This window comes from Streptomyces sp. NPDC015346 (assembly GCF_043078785.1).
Classification (GTDB): Bacteria; Actinomycetota; Actinomycetes; order Streptomycetales; family Streptomycetaceae; genus Streptomyces.
The window spans coordinates 92,333-109,426 of record NZ_JBIBTW010000008.1 but is presented as its reverse complement, the minus strand read 5'-3'; the positions used below and the strand labels follow the sequence as shown (position 1 = coordinate 109,426).

The 17,094-nt window shown below is 69.9% G+C and carries 15 protein-coding genes and 2 pseudogenes; 12 read left to right on the top strand and 5 right to left on the bottom strand.

Annotated elements, in window-relative coordinates; genetic code table 11:
- Positions 1-462: 462 nt before the first annotated feature.
- The gene (locus ACF06X_RS27045; protein ID WP_392290183.1) at positions 463-891 is read right to left on the bottom strand and encodes a hypothetical protein; all 429 of its coding nucleotides are present in this window, start codon (positions 889-891) and stop codon (positions 463-465) included.
- 886 nt (positions 892-1,777) lie between these two features.
- Between ACF06X_RS27045 and ACF06X_RS27040 the strand changes: the two genes are divergently transcribed.
- From ACF06X_RS27040 to ACF06X_RS27030, 3 genes are all read left to right on the top strand, one after another.
- Positions 1,778-3,244, top strand: a complete 1,467-nt coding sequence (locus ACF06X_RS27040) for a serine/threonine-protein kinase (RefSeq protein WP_392289888.1) — start codon at positions 1,778-1,780, stop codon at positions 3,242-3,244.
- A 164-nt stretch (positions 3,245-3,408) separates the two neighbouring features.
- On the top strand, positions 3,409-3,873 hold the full coding sequence (locus ACF06X_RS27035) for a hypothetical protein (RefSeq protein WP_392289887.1): 465 nt from the start codon (positions 3,409-3,411) through the stop codon (positions 3,871-3,873).
- Between the two features lie 9 nt (positions 3,874-3,882).
- Entirely contained in the window at positions 3,883-4,452 is a 570-nt protein-coding gene (locus ACF06X_RS27030) for a WD40 repeat domain-containing protein (RefSeq protein WP_392289886.1), read from the top strand.
- Between the two features lie 776 nt (positions 4,453-5,228).
- Here the strand turns inward: ACF06X_RS27030 and ACF06X_RS27025 are convergent.
- On the bottom strand, positions 5,229-6,383 hold the full coding sequence (locus tag ACF06X_RS27025) for a hypothetical protein (RefSeq protein ID WP_392289885.1): 1,155 nt from the start codon (positions 6,381-6,383) through the stop codon (positions 5,229-5,231).
- Between the two features lie 300 nt (positions 6,384-6,683).
- Between ACF06X_RS27025 and ACF06X_RS27020 the strand changes: the two genes are divergently transcribed.
- Positions 6,684-7,004, top strand: coding sequence for a hypothetical protein (locus ACF06X_RS27020; protein WP_392289884.1), 321 nt, complete (start codon positions 6,684-6,686; stop codon positions 7,002-7,004).
- A 50-nt stretch (positions 7,005-7,054) separates the two neighbouring features.
- Here ACF06X_RS27020 and ACF06X_RS27015 read toward each other — a convergent pair.
- Positions 7,055-7,310 (bottom strand): annotated as a pseudogene (locus tag ACF06X_RS27015) (GNAT family N-acetyltransferase); the annotation flags it as partial.
- 104 nt (positions 7,311-7,414) lie between these two features.
- The gene (gene bla, locus ACF06X_RS27010; RefSeq protein WP_392289883.1) at positions 7,415-8,320 is read right to left on the bottom strand and encodes a class A beta-lactamase; all 906 of its coding nucleotides are present in this window, start codon (positions 8,318-8,320) and stop codon (positions 7,415-7,417) included.
- A gap of 165 nt (positions 8,321-8,485) precedes the next feature.
- On the opposite strand from bla, the pseudogene ACF06X_RS27005 reads away from it, so the two are divergent.
- The 4 genes and pseudogenes from ACF06X_RS27005 to ACF06X_RS26990 form a co-directional block, all read left to right on the top strand.
- Positions 8,486-8,656: pseudogene (locus ACF06X_RS27005) on the top strand (DUF664 domain-containing protein); the annotation flags it as partial.
- A 96-nt stretch (positions 8,657-8,752) separates the two neighbouring features.
- A complete protein-coding gene (locus tag ACF06X_RS27000; protein WP_392289882.1) occupies positions 8,753-9,427 on the top strand; it encodes a TetR/AcrR family transcriptional regulator in 675 nt (224 codons plus the stop codon).
- Positions 9,424-10,008, top strand: coding sequence for a DUF2867 domain-containing protein (locus ACF06X_RS26995; RefSeq protein ID WP_392289881.1), 585 nt, complete (start codon positions 9,424-9,426; stop codon positions 10,006-10,008). The genes ACF06X_RS27000 and ACF06X_RS26995 overlap by 4 nt, the downstream gene beginning before the upstream one ends.
- 260 nt (positions 10,009-10,268) lie before the next feature.
- Positions 10,269-10,652, top strand: coding sequence for a hypothetical protein (locus tag ACF06X_RS26990; RefSeq protein ID WP_392289880.1), 384 nt, complete (start codon positions 10,269-10,271; stop codon positions 10,650-10,652).
- A 69-nt stretch (positions 10,653-10,721) separates the two neighbouring features.
- On the opposite strand, the gene ACF06X_RS26985 is transcribed toward ACF06X_RS26990, so the two are convergent.
- Positions 10,722-10,979 carry a hypothetical protein gene (locus ACF06X_RS26985; protein WP_392289879.1) on the bottom strand — a complete coding sequence of 86 codons (258 nt, stop codon included), beginning with the start codon at positions 10,977-10,979 and terminating at the stop codon, positions 10,722-10,724.
- Positions 10,980-11,645: 666 nt separating this feature from the next.
- On the opposite strand from ACF06X_RS26985, the gene ACF06X_RS26980 reads away from it, so the two are divergent.
- From ACF06X_RS26980 to ACF06X_RS26965, 4 genes are all read left to right on the top strand, one after another.
- Positions 11,646-13,196, top strand: coding sequence for an amino acid adenylation domain-containing protein (locus tag ACF06X_RS26980; protein ID WP_392289878.1), 1,551 nt, complete (start codon positions 11,646-11,648; stop codon positions 13,194-13,196).
- The gene (locus ACF06X_RS26975; RefSeq protein WP_392289877.1) at positions 13,186-13,494 is read left to right on the top strand and encodes an acyl carrier protein; all 309 of its coding nucleotides are present in this window, start codon (positions 13,186-13,188) and stop codon (positions 13,492-13,494) included. The genes ACF06X_RS26980 and ACF06X_RS26975 overlap by 11 nt, the downstream gene beginning before the upstream one ends.
- 92 nt (positions 13,495-13,586) lie before the next feature.
- Complete coding sequence (locus tag ACF06X_RS26970; RefSeq protein WP_392289876.1) at positions 13,587-14,897, top strand: flavin monoamine oxidase family protein; 1,311 nt, start codon at positions 13,587-13,589, stop codon at positions 14,895-14,897.
- A gap of 488 nt (positions 14,898-15,385) precedes the next feature.
- Entirely contained in the window at positions 15,386-17,092 is a 1,707-nt protein-coding gene (locus ACF06X_RS26965) for a class I adenylate-forming enzyme family protein (protein ID WP_392289875.1), read from the top strand.
- Positions 17,093-17,094 lie beyond the last annotated feature (2 nt).

The following is a 17,094-nucleotide window of genomic DNA, read 5'->3' as shown; positions in this document are numbered from 1 at the left end:
CCTGGGCGCCTGCGGCGTAGGCCGCAGCCCACCCGTACCCCGCCGAAATAGCGCGGCAAAGAATACAAAGGGGTGTACACGGCGGTGCGGGCGGTGGCGTCAGTCCGCCCCGGGACGCCGGCCGGACGCCTTGACGCGGGTCTTCCCCGCGTCCGTCAGGAAGGGCACGGAGTTTCTCGCCCCCGTGGGCGCGCCGGACACCCCGGCAACTCGCCGAGCCCGGTCCGGAGGATCCGGCACGGGAACCCGACGATCCCGCCGTCGACCACGTGCCCAGGTGCCGCGTCATCGGTGATGAACACCATGGGCTCCGCGGGCAGGCCGTCCCCGGACATCACAAGTGCCGGCACGGTGAGGTGGTTCTCGGTCCTGCCGGACCCGTACCGCGTCATGAAGGCTCGGTCGTCACTGGGGAAGGTGACGCCGTAGGTGCGCTCCACCCGCGCACACAGCCGAACAGGTTCAAGCAGGCTGACGAGATGCGGCCGCAGGGGCCGTCGCCTCCTGCCGATTCAGCTTCTCCAGGACGCGGTCGCGGAGAATCTCGTACTCCTGCCGGAGTCTGCGCCATTCGGTCACGGGCGGGCGGGGAATCGTCATTCCTCCGGTGACGATCTCCTCCGGCCCGAACTGCTCGCGGGTGAGGTCGATCTCGATGCCCATGCCCAGGCGGTTCCACCAGTGATAGTCCACCCGCTCTCCGTTGACGTGGACCTCTCCGCGGATCAACTCACCTCCCAACAGGTCGTTGAGCACCATCGCGGTCACTCCGCACTGATCCCGGGCCGGGTTGTCCTCGGACCAGCGCGACCGGAACTCAGGCGTGCACGTCTCGGCACTCCAGCTGCTGCGAACGGCTCGTTCGATGTCGGTGAGAAGCAAGGGTGTCATGCCGGTGATCCTGCCAGCAGGCACTGACAACGGCCGGACGCCGACAGACACGGCAACCGCCCTGCTGGCTCCATGACGGACGAACATCTCCAAGCTCCTCGGCCACCGACTGCCTGCCCACCCCACGATTCGGGCGAAGCAGCACGTTGGCCAGGTCGCGGCGCAGGGGCTGGTTCCGGACGAGGCCCGGTGACTGTGCCAGTGCCCCCGCCCAGAGCGCGGTACGGGGGCACGAGGGGCGGCCCGACAAAGGCGCTCACCCTCAGGTGAATCCCGCCGGTCACCGTATCGGTCCCGCTACTCGCCGGTGGGCTCTCCGCGGAGCGCCTGGCCGACATGGGCCGGGCTCAGGCCGATCGTGCGGGCGATCGTCTCTCGGTCGACACCACGCTCGAATGCGGCGCGCATGGCAGCGTTCCGGCGGGCGACGAGGGCTCGGCGGCGGTCACGGGACGCGACCGTGCGCTGGAGAATGCGCGCCCAGTGCAGGAGCGCTCGGCCGGTCCACAAGGTGAAGGGTCGGGGTGCGGGTGCGGTCGGATTGGCCAACAGGTCCCCCTCGGTAGTGACACGGGTGTCGCTACCGAAAATGACGGGCCACCATGTCCGGCCACAAGGGCGCAAAATCAGCCGTCGCAACAGGTGGGACGGGTGGGGACGATCCCCCGCCGGAGCGGTGGCATCTCTGGCACAACCTGAGTGAAGCCATCGAGCGGTGCGTTACCCAGCACCGCCGCATCCTGCGCGTCCTGGAGCCCGCGGCAGCTCAGCCCGAACCCGACGCCGTCCCGGCCGCGGACCCGTCCACTTCGTCATGGCCGCGAGGACAACCCCACCGGCCAGGGCACATCGACAAGATCGCGTTGTGAGCTCTTAGTATTCACCTGTGAACGATGACGACGGTCAACTCCTTGCCAGCCGCTACCAATTGACGCACCTCCTGGGCCAGGGCGGCATGGGTGCGGTCTGGCGGGCCCGCGACGCACAGCTGGCGCGGGACGTGGCCGTCAAGGAACTGCGGCTGCCGGGGCACCTCGGGGACGCCGAGCGGGCGAACTGGATCGCGCGGCTCGACCGGGAGGCCCGCGCCGCGGCGCGGCTGAAGCATCCGGGGATCGTCACCGTGTACGACCGGATAGCCGGCGCGGACGGACGGCCATGGATCGTCATGGAGTTGGTGACCGGCGGGTCCCTGGCCGACCTCATCGAGGCACGGGGCCCGCTTCCGCCTCAGGAGGTCGCGGACATCGGGCTGCAAGTGGCCGCGGCGCTCAGCGCCGCGCACCGGATGGGGATCACACATAGGGACATCAAGCCCGCCAACATCCTCCTCGAAGAGGGCCGGGCCGTGCTGACCGACTTCGGGATCGCGGCTGTTGAGGGGGACGCCACCCTCACGGCCACCGGCATGATCATGGGGACACCGGCGTTCATGGCTCCCGAGCAGATCCGGGGCCTGCCCGCGACGGCCGAGTCCGATCTGTGGTCGCTGGGAGCGACGCTCTACGCCGCCGTGGAGGGCCGAGCGCCGTTCACCGCCACGACCCCGAGCGCTGTTCTCGTCGCGGTTGCGACGGAGGATCCCGCGCCCCCCGTTCAGGCCGGTCCCCTTGCCCCCGTGCTGGGAGGGCTGCTGCGCAAGAATCCGGCCGAGCGGCTGACGATGGACCAGCTGCGGGCGCGGCTGGAGCAGCCCGTCACCCTATGGACCCCGGCTCCCTCCGCTCCCACCGGTCCACCACTGCAGCCGCCTTCCCCGGTGCCGCAGCCCCGTACCGTCACCGCGATGACACCGCCTCCCGCCAGCCGGCCGGCAATCCCCGCCGACGCTCCGATGGCCGCCCCGCACACCCCCACCGCACCCCGCCGCCGCTGGTCCACACTCCGGATCGTGCTCAGCGTGATTGCGGTCGTGGCCGTGGTGGCCGCGTCGGCGACCGGCTATGTGCTGATGAATCCTGACGCCTTCAATGCCACGTACAAGGACAACCTGCGCACAGCCCAGGGGTTCGGGTCCCCCGCCGACTTCCGCCGGGAGGCCGAGGCCCGTGTCTCCGAGGACCAGGCGCGGATGACCTACACGGCAGAATGCGCCGGCAACGAGGAATGCGGCTCCCAAGCAGACAGCGCGCAGCAGTGGCTCACCGCACTCCCCGGCGTGGCTGCGGTCCCCTCCACCCGCAGCAGCGACTGCTTGACCTCCGAGAAGGGCTGCGCCATCCAGGTCACAGCCACCGCCCCGAACAACCGACCAGCTGTCCGACGCGCCGTCCTCCGCCGGACCCTGACGGCCGGAAGCGCCCAGCATCCCCTCGGAGCCCGGTACCTCCTCGAGGTCGACTTCGGCCGTTGATCACGAGCGCGCACGACGACGACGCGCTCTGAGGGGGCGGGTTTACCAGGGGGACTGTGGTGCGGTCACCCGTGTGTGATGGGTGCGCTGTACGCCGCTGCCGCCACCGGCCTGTCACACCGTTCGGGCACACTGGGCCGTGACCGTTCGACCAGAGGTGCGGGGTGGGGACGATGGGCGAGGACGGCAACGGTGACACGGACGACCGGCGGGTGCGCGCTTCGCCGCCGGGCTCGCTTCGTGGGGCGACCCCGATCCGTACCCTCCTGGGATCTTTCCAACGGGGCACGGTCGCGATCTCTCCGGACGGGCGGCTCGGCATGTGCGGAGGGCGGAACGAACCGGTACGGCTGTGGGAGCTCGCCACCGGAACGCTCCTGCGGACCCTGGGGCGCCCCGGCGCGGGCTCGGACGGGGTCGCCGTCCCCGGGAACTGGGTACTGGCCTGCGGCGGCGGGAAGTTCATGCGGTGCACGGTGACCGGCGCGGTGAGCCGGTTCGACCCCCGCGACCCCCCGGGCCGGCGCGCCTCGCCCAGGGGCCCGTACCAGGACATCAGCAAGGGCGTGGTGGGCTCGTTCGCCTTCAGCGCCTCCGGCCGCTTCGCTCTGGGCATGTGCATGGACTAAGCCCTGCGGATGTGGGACCTCTTGGACGGCACGTGTCCGCAGACGCTGGTCGGACACACTGCCTCGCAGTCCGCGGTGTGGCTCGGCCCGGACGCCCGCCGGGCAGTGTCGGCCGGCTCCGACGGCGAGATCCGGGTCTGGGACGTGGACAGCGGTGAGTGCGCCGTGTTCCCGCACCCGGACTCGTGGGTCTCCTCGGTGTGCCTGAGCCCCGACGGCCGCCTCGTGCTCGCCGCCGGCGACCGCCGGGGCCGTACGCTCTGGCTCATGGACGCTGGTACCGGTGACCTCGTACGCACCTTCGAGGACGTACGGGACCGGGACCGCGGCTCGCCAGGGCGTCCCGACGACCGGTCCGGCGAGGTCCTGACGGCGCGGTTCACCTCCGACGGACGGTTCGCGGTCTCGGGCGAGGACGACGGCCGGATACGGATCTGGGACACGGCGACCGGCCGTTGCGTCAGGACCCTGGACGGCCACGACGACGACGTCTACGGCATCGCGCTGACCCCGGACGACCGGTTCCTGCTCTCGGGAAGCTTGGACGGCACCCTGCGGCTGTGGGAGCTCGACTGGTAGCCGACACCGTCCTGCTCGGGCCCGAGACCGCGTACGGAAGGGCCGCCGCGCACACCTCGTGAGGGAGGGACGCAGCCGTCAGTTGTCCTTGCGGACGGTGAGCGCGCCCACCTGCGTGCCCACAGTCGGGTAGCCGTGCCCACCCCAGAGCGGTACGGCTCCCTGTCGGGAACGAGGACCTGGTCCTACGTCCCCCGGTGGAGCCGATGCCTGCCCAGGCCGGGGAGACCCCCCGGCCCCGGCGTCCTGCCCGGCGGGCTCGCGTTCGAGGCCAAGTTCGACGGCTACAGGTGCTTGCTATTCACCCCGGCCGGACAGGACTACTGGAGGACCTGTTCACCCAGTCCGAGCTGACGCCGCCGTGGACGCTCTGCTCGATGACGACCGACGTCACGGTCGCTCAGGAGTGGCTGGAGTCCTGGACCGACCGAGGTTCAGGGCGTGGAGGGCTTCAGGCGTCGCCATACCACCGAGGCCATCGTTGGCGGCATCACCGGCACGTTCGCCAACCGCAGGTTCTCGTCCTGGGCCGGTACGACGGGGAAGGTGTGCTGCGGCACGTCGGGTTTCCGAGCGCCTCCGCTCCGCCGGCCTCGATCCCCCGTGGGCCGGCGTGCGCTTCTGTTCCAGCTGGGGAAGCCGCGAACCCCAGGACGTCATCCTGGTTGCGCCCGAGCTGGTTGCCGAAAGCAGACGCAGATACCTCGATGACCCCGACGGAGTTGAGGTACGACGGGGGTCCGCGGCTGCGCTTCGTGGTGCCGTTCGCTCTCCCGTCACGATCGGTTCGCGCTGCGGAAGAAGGCGAGCGTCTTCGTGAGGGTTTTCAGCGGCGAGGTGTCCTGGTCGGTCGCAGTCGGCGTGGGCGTCCGGGACGCGTCGTTGCCGCTGGTCGCCTCGGCGAGCGCGGCGAGAGCCGACTCGGCCGCCTCACGGTACAGGTCACAGGATGCGGTCATGGCCTCGAGCGCCTTGGCGTACCTGGTGACCATGGCCCGAGCGTGGGCAAGCTCCTCGTCCGGGGTGAGGAGGTGCCAGCCTTGGCGCAATCGTGTCAGGACCTGTTCGGCATCGGCCGGCAGCGGTCGCGGCAGTGAGGCGAACTCCGCGATTTTCTGCAGGAGTTCGGTTGGTTCCGTGCCGTTCAGAAAGACAGCGCGTACGGTGAAGCGCTCCGCGTCGTAGCCCGGGACCTGCGGCGTCGGAGGCAGGACGACGGCCCCGCCGCGCGGTAGCCCCACGCCCAGCTCACGCTTCATCGCGAAGTCGGCGATCAGCGCCTGCTCCGGCGTGGCCCGGTGCTCGACCACCCGGTGCCGCAGACTCGGTGGCAGGAACGCCGTGATCGGCCGCCGCCCCCGCGCGTCCGGCGTCATCGCCTCGTGCACCACGACATGGATGAACCAGCTCTGCCGGGTGCAATCCCGCAGCAGGCGCCGCAACTCGCCGTCGTCCTTCGGCAGGTGGTTCGTGGTCCGCAGACGCACGCCCGGCACCTTGTCGTGATCCCAGGCGACCTGGTCGCTGTCGGGCCAGAACACGGTGGCGGGTGAGGGCCAGCTCGCTTCCCACGCCCGCTCCGCCTCGGCGGCGAGCACCCATGTGACGCCCTCGCTCTCGACGCGGCGGGACTCCGACCCGTACGTGGTCAGTTGAGCTCGCACTGTGACACCGTCGGCCACGCGCCAGCGGGCCTCGAAGAGCCGGCGGGCTGACGGGCCGGCGTGGGCGGATTCGTCCCGAGGGAACAGATCGGTCGAGCGGGCCGCCTCGACCGGGTCGAGGTCCAGGAAGTCGTCGATCACCCCGGCCGCCTTGAGCGCGGTCAGGTTGCGCCGGACATCCCGCTCGGCCTCGGGCCCCAGGTGGCGCCCACGCCCGAGCCACACGGTGTCGGGGACAGCGGTCGATGAAGAGTTGTTCTTGGCCATGGAACCGTCCAGTGGGTGATCAGGGCTCGACCAGTATGGTCCGCGGCCCGAGCGGCGAAGTCCATCGGGCCGTACTTGCCCGGTCGGGCACGCTTCCTGTCGGCTGCGGGCCCACCCTGGTGCGAAGCTGCACCGTCAGTGATGTCACACGACGCGTCAACGCAGCCGGGAGGGGGGCACACGCAGACGACGCTTCTTCAGCTACTCCCGTAGGGCCCATCCCCGCCGGCGCGGAGGCCTGAGCGGCGGGGCCGGGCTGGTCCTCTGGCAGGTCCTCAACGACCCGTGAAGATGGGCTTCATGCCCATGAACGCCGCACAGCTGTGGAGAAGAGTACGTCAGGCAGACAAATCGGCCGCTGTCATCGTCGGGATGGGGAACCTGGTGCTGTGCGGTCTACTTCTCCCCATGCTGATCGGAGGAGTACTGATCTTCGAGGCCACCACCCAGGAGCAGGAAACCACCGCTCAGCATCTTGCGGCCCAGGTCTTCGGTTACTGGTTCGCCGGCGGGCTGATGTTGTTCTCGATGCTGCGTATGACGCGGACCTTGTTCAGTCACCTGGCCACAATGCTTTTGCCGCCCGTCGCGCTGATCCTGAGCGTTGCGTTCTCGATGTGACGTGGAGCATGGGATCGAAAAGGCAATGAGCGGGTGGCACTGCGGCGGCTTCAGAGGTCCCTTCGCATGAGGACGCACACCGTCTCGTGGTGCCGGATCGACCCGTCGGGCCCTTCTTCGTCCCAGACGTCCGGCTCACAGCCATATGCGACGTAGCCCAGGCGCTCATAGAGGGCGCGCGCCCGCGGATTGTCCTCCTCTACGGCGAGCGCGACCCTGCGCGGCCCGCAGCCCGCGGTCCCGGATCCGTTGTTCGGCCGCTCGGACGAGCAGCGTTCCCAAGCCACAGGACTGCAGCGCCGGCAGCGATTCGATCCGGTCCCACATGTCGTCGCGGCCCGGCACACCGACCGGCTCAGTCAGTTCGGTGAGCCGGGGTGAGCCGGGCAGCGTGACGCCCTGTCGGCGTGTCAGCCGAGCGTGGCGGCCAGCAACCTGGCGGTGTCGGCGATGAGGGCGTCTTCCGCCTCGGCCTTCTGCGTGTGCTTTGTGGTGAGCACCGCCAGTACGAGGGGGGAGCCGTCCGGAGTCCAGGCGATGCCCACGTCGTTGTTGGTGCCGTAGTCGCCAGCTCCGGTCTTGTCGCCGAGCGTCCAGTCCGCGGGCAGGCCCGCCCGGAAGCGCTGGATGTTGGTGGTGTTGGCGAGCAGCCACGTGGTGAGCTGCCCGCGGTCCCGGGGGGACAGTGCGCTGCCGAGCACGAGGCGGGCGTAGGTCCGCCCGATCGCGCGGGGGCTGGTGGTGTCCTCGACGCGCCACGGCTCGGCCGAGTTGAGATGGGGCTCCCAGCGGTCGAGGCGGGTCGTGCGGTCTCCGATCGAGCGGCAGAATCGGGTGACGGCAGTAGGGCCGCCCAGTTCGCGGAGCAGGAGGTTGGCCGCCGCGTTGTCGCTCTGGGTGATCGCGGCGTCGCACAGTTCCGCGACGGTCATCCCGTCGGCGATGTGCTTGCTGGTCTCCGGCGCCCAGTCGGCCTCCTCGACGTCCTTCTGGGTGTACCGGACGCGCTTGGCCAGGAACTCGCCGTCACGGTCGAGGTCGCGCAGGACAGCCGCGGCGGCGAGCGTCTTGAACAGCGAGCACATCGGGAAGCTCTGATCGGCGTGGTAGGAGACCGTTCTGCCCGTCCGCACGTTGTGCGCGAAGACCCCGAGACGGGCGTCATACTCCCGCTCGAGCTCTGCCAGTCGCCGGCCAACCACGTCCCCACCCGGCACTGACGCATGGGCCGTACCGGCGGTCGCGGTGACGGCGGCCAGCGCCGTTCCGGTACCGAGGGTCAGCATTGCGCGGCGGGACAGGCGCGCCCCTGTCATTCGCTGGATCATGCTCTTCTCTCTCGAACTACGGGCAGGAAGGACATCACTCAGGACGCGGAATGAGATCCACTGGTTGCGCTGCACTTCGACGAGGCTGCCGTCCAGCGAGCGTTACTCCTCATCACCACGCGCGGTATCACCGACGGCCAAGCCGCAGAGCGCCTCGACTCGAGCGTGCCCCTCTCCAAGACCCCGTGGTCGCCGCCGCGGACAGTGCACTGATCGGCACGTCGGATCCTGCTGCACCTGATCAGGGAGCCAGCCCAGCATGCCGGACACGTGGACATCATCCGGGAAGCACTCGATGGGGCGAGCACCACAGCTCAACTGTGATCGCCGATGGCTCTGGCGGGTAGCCGCGCCGACAGGCGTTCCCGTGCATTCGGCCCCGTACCGGATGCGACTTCCTCGGTCCGCTAACATACATACATGAATGTACGAAACCAGTTGGGCCGGTCGGCTGGGCGGGGCTCGGCCGGCCGTCCCCGTACCAGCCAGGCCGAACGCAGCGCGCAGACCCGCAGCGCGCTGCTGGAATCCGCCGCCCGGAGCCTGTCGCGGTACGGCTATGGCAACCTCGTGCTGGAGCAGGTGGCGAACGAGGCCGGGTACACCCGGGGCGCGCTCTACCACCAGTTCAAGGACAAGCAGGACCTGACCCTGGCCGCCCTCCAGTGGATCCTCGACACCTGGGAGCAGGAGGTCGGTCGCCTCGTCGAGCAAGAGTCCGAGCCCGTCACGGCGCTGCTGACCCTGGCGCGCGGACACGCCGTCTTCTGTCGACGCGACTTCGCCCGTATGGCGATCGCGCTGCGGCTGGAGTTCACCGGGCAGGACCATCCCGTCGGGCGTGAGGTGGAGCGGAGCTACGACGAGCTCGTCACCCACTGCGTCCAGCTCATCGACGCCGGCCGCGCGGCGGGGACGATCCCGTCCGGCCCTCCGTCCCGTACTCTCGCGCTCGCCTTCGTCGGTGCCCTCGAAGGAACCGTCGTCGCCCTGGCCGGCCAGGCCCCGCACGACGAACTGCTCGCCGAACGCGCCGTCGCCGGCGTGCTCGGACTCAACCCCGTTTCCCCCGACCGGACGCGGGGCCACTCATGAGGATCCCCAAGACCGCGCACACCTCCCGGCCCTGGCGCATCCACCAGATCGCCCCGGACTTCCGCGTCGAGGACGTCTGGGCCCTCCCGACGCCCGGCGGCCCGGACGACCTTCCGCTGCTGGCGGAGTGGTTCGCTAAGGACGACGGCCCGAACCCGTTCTCCGGGGTCGCCCGTGCCCTGTTCGCGGTCCGCCGGCACCTGGGGAAGCTGTTCGGCTGGGACGAGGCCGGCTCGGGCGTCGGTGCGCGGGTGCCGACGCTGCGCACCCGGTTGCCGGAAGACCTGCGCGAGGGTCCGTGCGGGCCGGCCCTCCCGTCGGTGCCGTTCACCTCGGTCTACCTGACGGGCACCGAGTGGACGGCCGAGAGCGCCAACAAGACCGTGCACACCCTGATGCACATCGGCTGGGTCCCGGATGACGCCGGAGGCTATCGCGGCCAGATGGCTGTGCTGGTGAAACCGAACGGCCTGCTCGGCAGTATCTACATGGCCGCGATCGTGCCGTTCCGGTACCTGATCGTGTACCCGGCGCTGATGCGCATGATCGGACGGGACTGGCGGCTCGGCACGCCGACCTGACGTGCGGGCGCCTCAGCAAGACCCATACCCGTCCGCTGCCGGCCGCTGAAGACGCCGCTGCTCGAACTCGCCCAGCCGAACTCCCGAGGGCAGTCAAGGAGATCAAGGTGGAACCAGGAACGAACCGTCCCGACCACCGAGACGGCGCGAATCGGAACGACCGCGCCCGCGTACTGACCGTCCGACAGCAGCACGACATACCCCAGGCGATCCGCGCCCTCATCTCGAACGACCCCGACTACATCGACATCTTCACGCTCATGACGGATGACGCCCCGCACAGGTCACCGGAGCAGTGGGCCCGCGCGGCGTTCGAAGACGTCGCGGGCCTCCAAGGCCAATTCGTCTGGCGGATACTTCTCGGCCTGCGTCTGAAGCGGCGGGCATCGCCGGACCACGTGGCCGGATGGAGGATCGCTGACCGCTGCGACAGAGGGATCAGGCTCGAAGCCCGCTCCTGGATGATGACCGGCAACCTCGTCATCCATGTCGAGGACGAGAAGGTGTCGTTGGCCACGATCGTCCGCTACGACCGGCCGATCGCGGCACGCGTCTGGTCGCCGCTGTCCGCGATTCACCGCCGATTGGCACCCGACCTGCTGCGCGACGCCCACAGAGTTCAGCAACCGAGACAACGCCGATGATCCCTCAGGCTCACAGTCAGCCGCACGCGGTGAACAGGCCGCTCGCGTGATCCTGCGCGCTGCGTCCGGTCAGCTTCGAGCTCCGATGCGTTCCAGAAGTTCTTCGGACGGGGGCCGAGCGTCGTCCGAGGCGGGGACGATCAGCCTGCGGTCGACATCGGTCAGGCCGTCCGCGCAGTTCAGTTGGACAGCTGCGGACGTGAGCCTGTCGTACTCGTCCTGCCTCAGCGCAAGCCGGAACGAGTTGACCGTGTTGATGAGGTAGCCGATGGCGATTTCGGCCTCATCGTTTGCGACAAGGCTGCGCACCGAGTCGAGGGCCGGCACGGGTTCACCACGAGCTGAGGCTCGTCGGCCTGCACCGGACACCTGTCCCTCAAGGCCCTGAGGAGCCAGAGCACATGATCAGTGCAGTGGAAGACATCATCCACGAAGTGGTCGACGCTCTGGAACCCTTCGTCGTGGTCACGTGTTTCCTTGGTCGGAGCACATGATCAGACGAAGGCCGCCTCAGCGTCGGGCGAACACACAGGTGAGCCGCCTGGTCCGAGGAGCATTTCGACTCAGCGACAACCTGCGTCACCATGATGCGCAGGTGGATCCTGCCGATACCGCTTGTGCATACGACTGCGCATCCGGTTGGGCCGCAGAGCCCGCCAGTTGCACTGGGTCAGCATCTGGCGAGACCCGGCAGGAGCAGCGACGGTGAGGGCAGCCGACGACGGAAACGAGACCGTGCCGAGCCGCAGGCCACACGGCTCCGCCGACCTCGGGCCGCGGCATGGTCCCCTCCGCTTCCGCAGGACCCGCCCGAGCGGCGGGCACGACCTCCGAGGGGCTCTGACCTGCTGGAGCGCGAGCGCTTACGCCGCGTTCACAAAGATCACCGCATTCTCCTCAACTCCCGTTGTGGCAACACTTGTTCGGAGGTAGAGTCCCCGTTCGTCGGGCACGGACAGGCGCTTTCAAGCTTATTTTGGGGCGATCAAGTCGATGCAGTGCGAGACCTATGGATCTACCCCGGACATCATCGGGGCCTTCACGGAAGCCGCTCTTCGAAACCCGGAGCGCGCGGCAATCGTCCATGAAGGGCGGGTCATCACGTACCGCCGGCTGCAAGAGCTCGTGAACAGCCTTGCGGGGCGGCTCGGGCCGCGGCCCGGAGTGATCGCCGTGCCGGCGACGCACACCCCGGAGACCGTTGTCGCGCTGCTCGGCGTGCTGGCGGCCGGTGGCGTCTACTGTCCCGTCGATCCGGCCTTTCCGCTGTCGCGGCAGAAGGACATGGCGACCGCGGCCGACTGTCGCGCGACCATCGCCACCGATGCGGTACTCGACCCTCGGCTCGGCTTGCCGGTCGTCGAGTTCAGCCGGGAGGCGGCGGGGAGGGCCACGTCGGCCGTGACCGGTGACCTCGGGCAGGAAGCGAGCCCCGAAGCGGCGGCGTACATCCTCTTCACCTCGGGCTCCACCGGCCGGCCGAAGCCGGTGGTGACACCGCGCCGGGCCATTTCGGTCTCCGTGCGCTCGCTCCGTGACCTCTTCGCCCTCACGGAAGAGGATCGGGTGCTCCAGTTCGCCTCGCTCAACTGGGACACCTCGCTGGAAGAGATTCTCCCGACGCTGACCGTCGGAGCCACCCTGGTCTTCGACCGCGAGGCGCACTCGGGATCCTTCCCGCGATTCCTGCGGATGGTCGAGCGCGAGCGCGTCAGTGTTCTCGACCTGCCCACGGCCTTCTGGCACGAGCTCGTGCTCCACCTCGCGGAGGAGGGGACGTCCCTTCCCGACTGCGTACGGCTGATGGTGATCGGCGGGGAGGCCGTCAGCCCCGCCCGGCTGGCCGACTGGAGCCGCCTCGACACAGGCCGGATCCGCCTGGTCAACACCTACGGGTGCACCGAGACCACCCTGATCACCCATGCCGTCGATCTGCACGGACCCGCCGCCCCCGTCCCGGGCTGGGACTGGGACAGCGGCACCAGGGCTCCGATCGGCCGGCCGCTGGCCCACGTCGTGGAGGACATCGGCGACCAGGACGAGCTGTTGATCGGGGGCCCGGCCCTGTCCCTCGGTTACCTGGGAATGCCCCGGGCCACCGAGGAGAGGTACGCGGTCGTGGGCGGCGAGCGCCGTTTCCGCACCGGCGACCGCGTCAGCAGGACGCCGGACGGTCTCCTCACTCACGAAGGCCGCCTGAACGACGAGATCAAGATCCGAGGCATCCGTGTCGATCCGGCCGAGGTGGAAGCACACCTCGCCGGCCACCCCGCGGTGAACGCGGTGGCCGTCACCGGAGCCACCGCCGTCGGCCGCGCCGCACTGGTCGCCTATGTGGTGCCCCGGCCGGACACCGAAACGCGGAACCTCGACGGCGACCTGCGGTCCTACCTGCGCGAGCGGGTGCCCGCCCACCTCGTGCCGAGCCGGATCACCGTCGTCCCGCACCTCGTGCTGACCACGAGCGGCAAGGTCGACAGAAGAGCCTCGCACCAGCGTTACGCAACCGTGAACAGGTCAAAGGAGACCGTTGATGAGCGTTGACACCACCGCCTCGGCCGCCGGGAGCTCGCCCGCCGGCCCCGACGCACCCGTCGGCTCCCCTGCCGATGTCGATGCCGATGCCGACACCGAAGGCGTGGTGGCGATGTTCCGGCGCGTCCTGGAGGTCGAGGACGTCTCGGCGGATTCCGACTTCTTCCTCCTCGGGGGCGACTCCCTGGTCGCCACCCGGGTGCTCAGCGCCGTCGCCCGCTCCTACGGGGTGGAGCTGACCTTCGAGGACTTCATCGGCGCTCCAACCCCCGAACAGCTCGCCGAGAAGATCGCGGCCACCCGGTGACCGCCCGCGACAGATCCGCCCGCGAAAGAACCGCCCACGACAGATCCGCCGCCGCCGGCGCCTCCCGGCGTACGCGAGGCGTCACCGACGCCGTGGTGGTGGGAGCCGGGTTCGCCGGACTGGCGGCCGCGACCGAACTGGTTGCCGGCGGGGTCGACGTGACCGTACTGGAAGCACGCGACCACGTCGGCGGCCGGGCCCGCGGACTGCAGGTCGCTCCCGAGGCGTGGGTGGACGCGGGGGCCGCCTACCTGGGTGATCGGCACACCGAACTTCACGCGCTGATGGCCGAGTTGGACCTGAAGGCGGTACCCACCACGATGCGGGGAGCCAGTCGCTTCGCCCTCCGGAGCGACGCGACCACCCGGGAGGGCCGGTTTCCCCCGCTCAACGCGGTGGCCCTGGGAGACCTCTTCGAGAGGCTCGACGAACTCACCGCCACCGTACGCCCCGACGCACCGTGGCTCACCCCCGGCGCCGAGGAGCTGGACGCGCTGACCGCTGAGGCATGGGCCGAACAGCACCTCAGCCATCCGGACGCGCGGCTGTTCTTCCCCCTCTTCCTGGGCGAGATGATGGCGGCCGACCCGGCCAGGGTGTCCATCCTGCACGTCGCCTTCTACCTGCGGTCGGGCGGTGGTCTGCGCTACCTGAACGCCTTCGAGGGCGGCGCCCAGCAAGACAGGATCGACGGAGGCGCCCACCAGGTGTGCGAGCGCCTGGCCGCTCGGCTGGGGGTCAAGGTGCGACTCGGTGAGCCGGTCCACGCCGTGCACCAGGACGACGGCGGAGTCACGGTCCGCAGCGCGAAGGGGGAGTACCGGGCCGACGTCGCGGTGATGGCCCTGCCGCCCCTGTTGGCCGATGCCGTCGAGTACCGGCCCGAGCTCCCGGCGCGCCGGGCGAGCGACCGCACCGCGCGGGGCTGCGCGGTAAAGGTGCACCTGGTGTACCCGGCACCGGTATGGCGGGACCACGGCCTGTCGGGCTGGTCGGTGAACGCCCAGGGACCCCTGCTGTCCACCGTGGACGACTCGCCTGCCGAGGCCGGAGTCGGCGTCCTGACCGGCTTCGTCACGGGCAGCGAGGCCCATCGCTTCGCGGCGCTCGATCGGGGGGAGCAGCGCGCGTCAGCGGTCGGACAGGCGGCCCGGTTGTTCCCGATGCTTCCCGAACCCGTGGGCTTCCATGTGACCGACTGGGTCAACGAGGCTTACAGCAAGGGGTGTTACGCATCCCTTTTCGGCCCCGGCGACTGGGTGCGGCACGGTCCGACGCTGACGGCCCCGCACCGGCGGGTGTACTGGGCAGGCACGGAGACCAGCACCGAGTTCTTCGGACTACTGGAGGGGGCGATCCGCTCGGGCCGCCGGGTGGCGGCGGAGGTCCTCGCCCGCCCGTAGAGCCGCGGCACCGGCCGAGAAAGGCCGGTTCGCGCCTCGGTGAACGGCACACCCTTTTCGTATCCGCCCCTCGGCAAACGTCCTTCCGGCGAACGCCAGCCAAGAACCCGTCCCCGCCGGCGGCCCTCGTCCGCCGCGCCCCCGACCCCACCCCCCACCCCCACCACGCCCTCGGGCCCGAAACGCACGCTTGCTCCGAGTCGCCGCGGACGGCACACCCGCCGGTCGTCGCGTCGTCGTCGCCGCCGTCCGGGACGGCCGCACGCCGCACCGCACCCTTCCCCGATCACGACCCGTCGAGGAGGCGATGCGATGCGACGCGACGCGATGCGCCCGAGCCCAGCCCGTGCGGCGTGCCTCACGACCGCACGGGCACGGCAGCCGAACCACAAGTTCATCCGACATCCGAGTACTGCAAAGCCTTCGACCAGTCGCCGGGTCCCGGCCCCACCAGGAACCCGTCCCGGCGACACACAACGGGAGACCTCATGAGCGACCACACGTCCATCGCCCCTCTCGCGGCCAGACAGCGGCTGATGACCGAGCCCACGCTCGGAGCCGGCAACTTCCTCGACCACGCCATCGCCGTCAACCCGAACCGCGCGGTCCCGTACGCCTACACCCACCGCGTCGACCACCGGGGCGCCGTCGAACTGCGCGGTCACAGCCTGCTCGACATCGCCGCCCTGCGCGACCACTACGCCAAGTGGTACTGGGCCAACGGCGTCCGGCCCGGCGACCCGGTCGGCGTGGTGGTCGGGGAAGGCATGGAACCCCTGCTCCACTTCCTCGCGCTCGGCGCGCTGGGAGCCGTCCCGGCCCTGATCAACGACGCCATGCGACACGAGGTGATGGTGCGCTACCTGAACCACGTGGGGGTCGTCGGAGTGGTCGCGGACGACCCCACGCGGCTGGCCGCCGCGTACCGTGAGACTCCTCACCGCCGCCCCCGCTTCATCGCCATGGCCGCCGAACTCCACGCCTTCGACGCCGAAGCCGTAGAGCTTCCCGAGGTCTACCCGTACCGGCACGCTGCCGATGACGTGGTCGCGCTCATCCACTCTTCCGGGACCACCGGCACACCGAAGTCCACCAAGCTGGCGCACCGCCAGTTCTGGGAGGGCAAGCAGCCGCGCATGGTGCGTTTCCCCGCCGAGAAGTACGACCGGCTGATGTCGCTCATGCCGCACACCCACGCCGGGGGACTCAGCTACTTCCTCACCGCCACCCTGCTCGGCCTGCCGACCGTGGTCATGTCCGCCTGGCGGCGGACGGTCGTCGAGCCGGTGATGGAGGCCTTCCAGCCCACCATGGTCGCCTCCTTCCCGCGCACCTTCGTGGAACTGGCCACCGGTGAACTGCCGGTCAAGGGCGCGGCCAAGGTGCACTCCTGGTTCAACACCGGCGACAGCGCCCATTACGGACACATCCGCCGGCTGGTGCAACTCGGTGAGCGGCCCGCCGGCTTGATCAGACCCTGGCTGCTGCCCCGGGAGAAGGAGGAGCAGCCCGCCCTCCCCGGCTCGCAGTTCGTCGACGGTCTGGGCTCGTCCGAGATGGGTATGGCTCTGTTCGGGCAGATGACCACGCCGGAGAGCGAGCGCGACGACCGCTGTGTCGGCAAGCCTCTCGAAGTGGTGGAGAAGGCCGCGGTGCTCGACGAGGACGGGGAGGAGGTCCCCGACGGCACGGTGGGGTTGCTCGGAGTGATCACGCCCTCCCGGACCCCCGGGTACTGGAACGACGACAGACTCACCAGCTCCTTCGAACGGAACGGCTACTGGCTCACCGGCGACGTGGCTCGTCGTGACGCCGAGGGACGCTTCTACCACCTCGACCGTACGGTGGACGTCATCGACACCGCGGGCGGACCGGCGTACAGCCTGCCGATCGAGGAGGTCCTGATCGCCGACTGCGCCACGCTGGTGCAGGACTGCTCGGTGATCGGCGTTCCCGCCGGGCCGGAAAGGGGCCAACTTCCCGTCGCTGTCGTCCGGTTGCAGGCGGAAGCCGCCGCGAGCACCGCAGAGGAGGTCCAGGAGGCGGCCAACAAGGCCCTGATCGCCGCCGGCCTGACACCGCTGGCCGCGGTGAGCATCGCGCGCACGCCGGAGGACTTCCCGCTCGGCCCCACCGGAAAAGTGCTCAAGCGAGAGCTCCGCACCCGTCTCGCCACCTTCCTGACCGGCCGTTAGGC

What these genes read in the sequence shown, in the direction of transcription:
- ACF06X_RS26995 (WP_392289881.1), top strand. Translation starts at nt 9,424, where the DNA reads ATGAGGATCCCCAAGACCGCGCACACCTCCCGGCCCTGGCGCATCCAC.
- ACF06X_RS27000 (WP_392289882.1), top strand. Translation starts at nt 8,753, where the DNA reads ATGAATGTACGAAACCAGTTGGGCCGGTCGGCTGGGCGGGGCTCGGCC.
- ACF06X_RS26975 (WP_392289877.1), top strand. Translation starts at nt 13,186, where the DNA reads ATGAGCGTTGACACCACCGCCTCGGCCGCCGGGAGCTCGCCCGCCGGC.
- ACF06X_RS27025 (WP_392289885.1), bottom strand. Translation starts at nt 6,383, where the DNA reads ATGGCCAAGAACAACTCTTCATCGACCGCTGTCCCCGACACCGTGTGG.
- ACF06X_RS26980 (WP_392289878.1), top strand. Translation starts at nt 11,646, where the DNA reads ATGCAGTGCGAGACCTATGGATCTACCCCGGACATCATCGGGGCCTTC.
- ACF06X_RS26965 (WP_392289875.1), top strand. Translation starts at nt 15,386, where the DNA reads ATGAGCGACCACACGTCCATCGCCCCTCTCGCGGCCAGACAGCGGCTG.
- bla (WP_392289883.1), bottom strand. Translation starts at nt 8,320, where the DNA reads ATGACAGGGGCGCGCCTGTCCCGCCGCGCAATGCTGACCCTCGGTACC.
- ACF06X_RS27045 (WP_392290183.1), bottom strand. Translation starts at nt 891, where the DNA reads ATGACACCCTTGCTTCTCACCGACATCGAACGAGCCGTTCGCAGCAGC.
- ACF06X_RS27030 (WP_392289886.1), top strand. Translation starts at nt 3,883, where the DNA reads ATGTGGGACCTCTTGGACGGCACGTGTCCGCAGACGCTGGTCGGACAC.
- ACF06X_RS27020 (WP_392289884.1), top strand. Translation starts at nt 6,684, where the DNA reads ATGCCCATGAACGCCGCACAGCTGTGGAGAAGAGTACGTCAGGCAGAC.
- ACF06X_RS26990 (WP_392289880.1), top strand. Translation starts at nt 10,269, where the DNA reads ATGACGGATGACGCCCCGCACAGGTCACCGGAGCAGTGGGCCCGCGCG.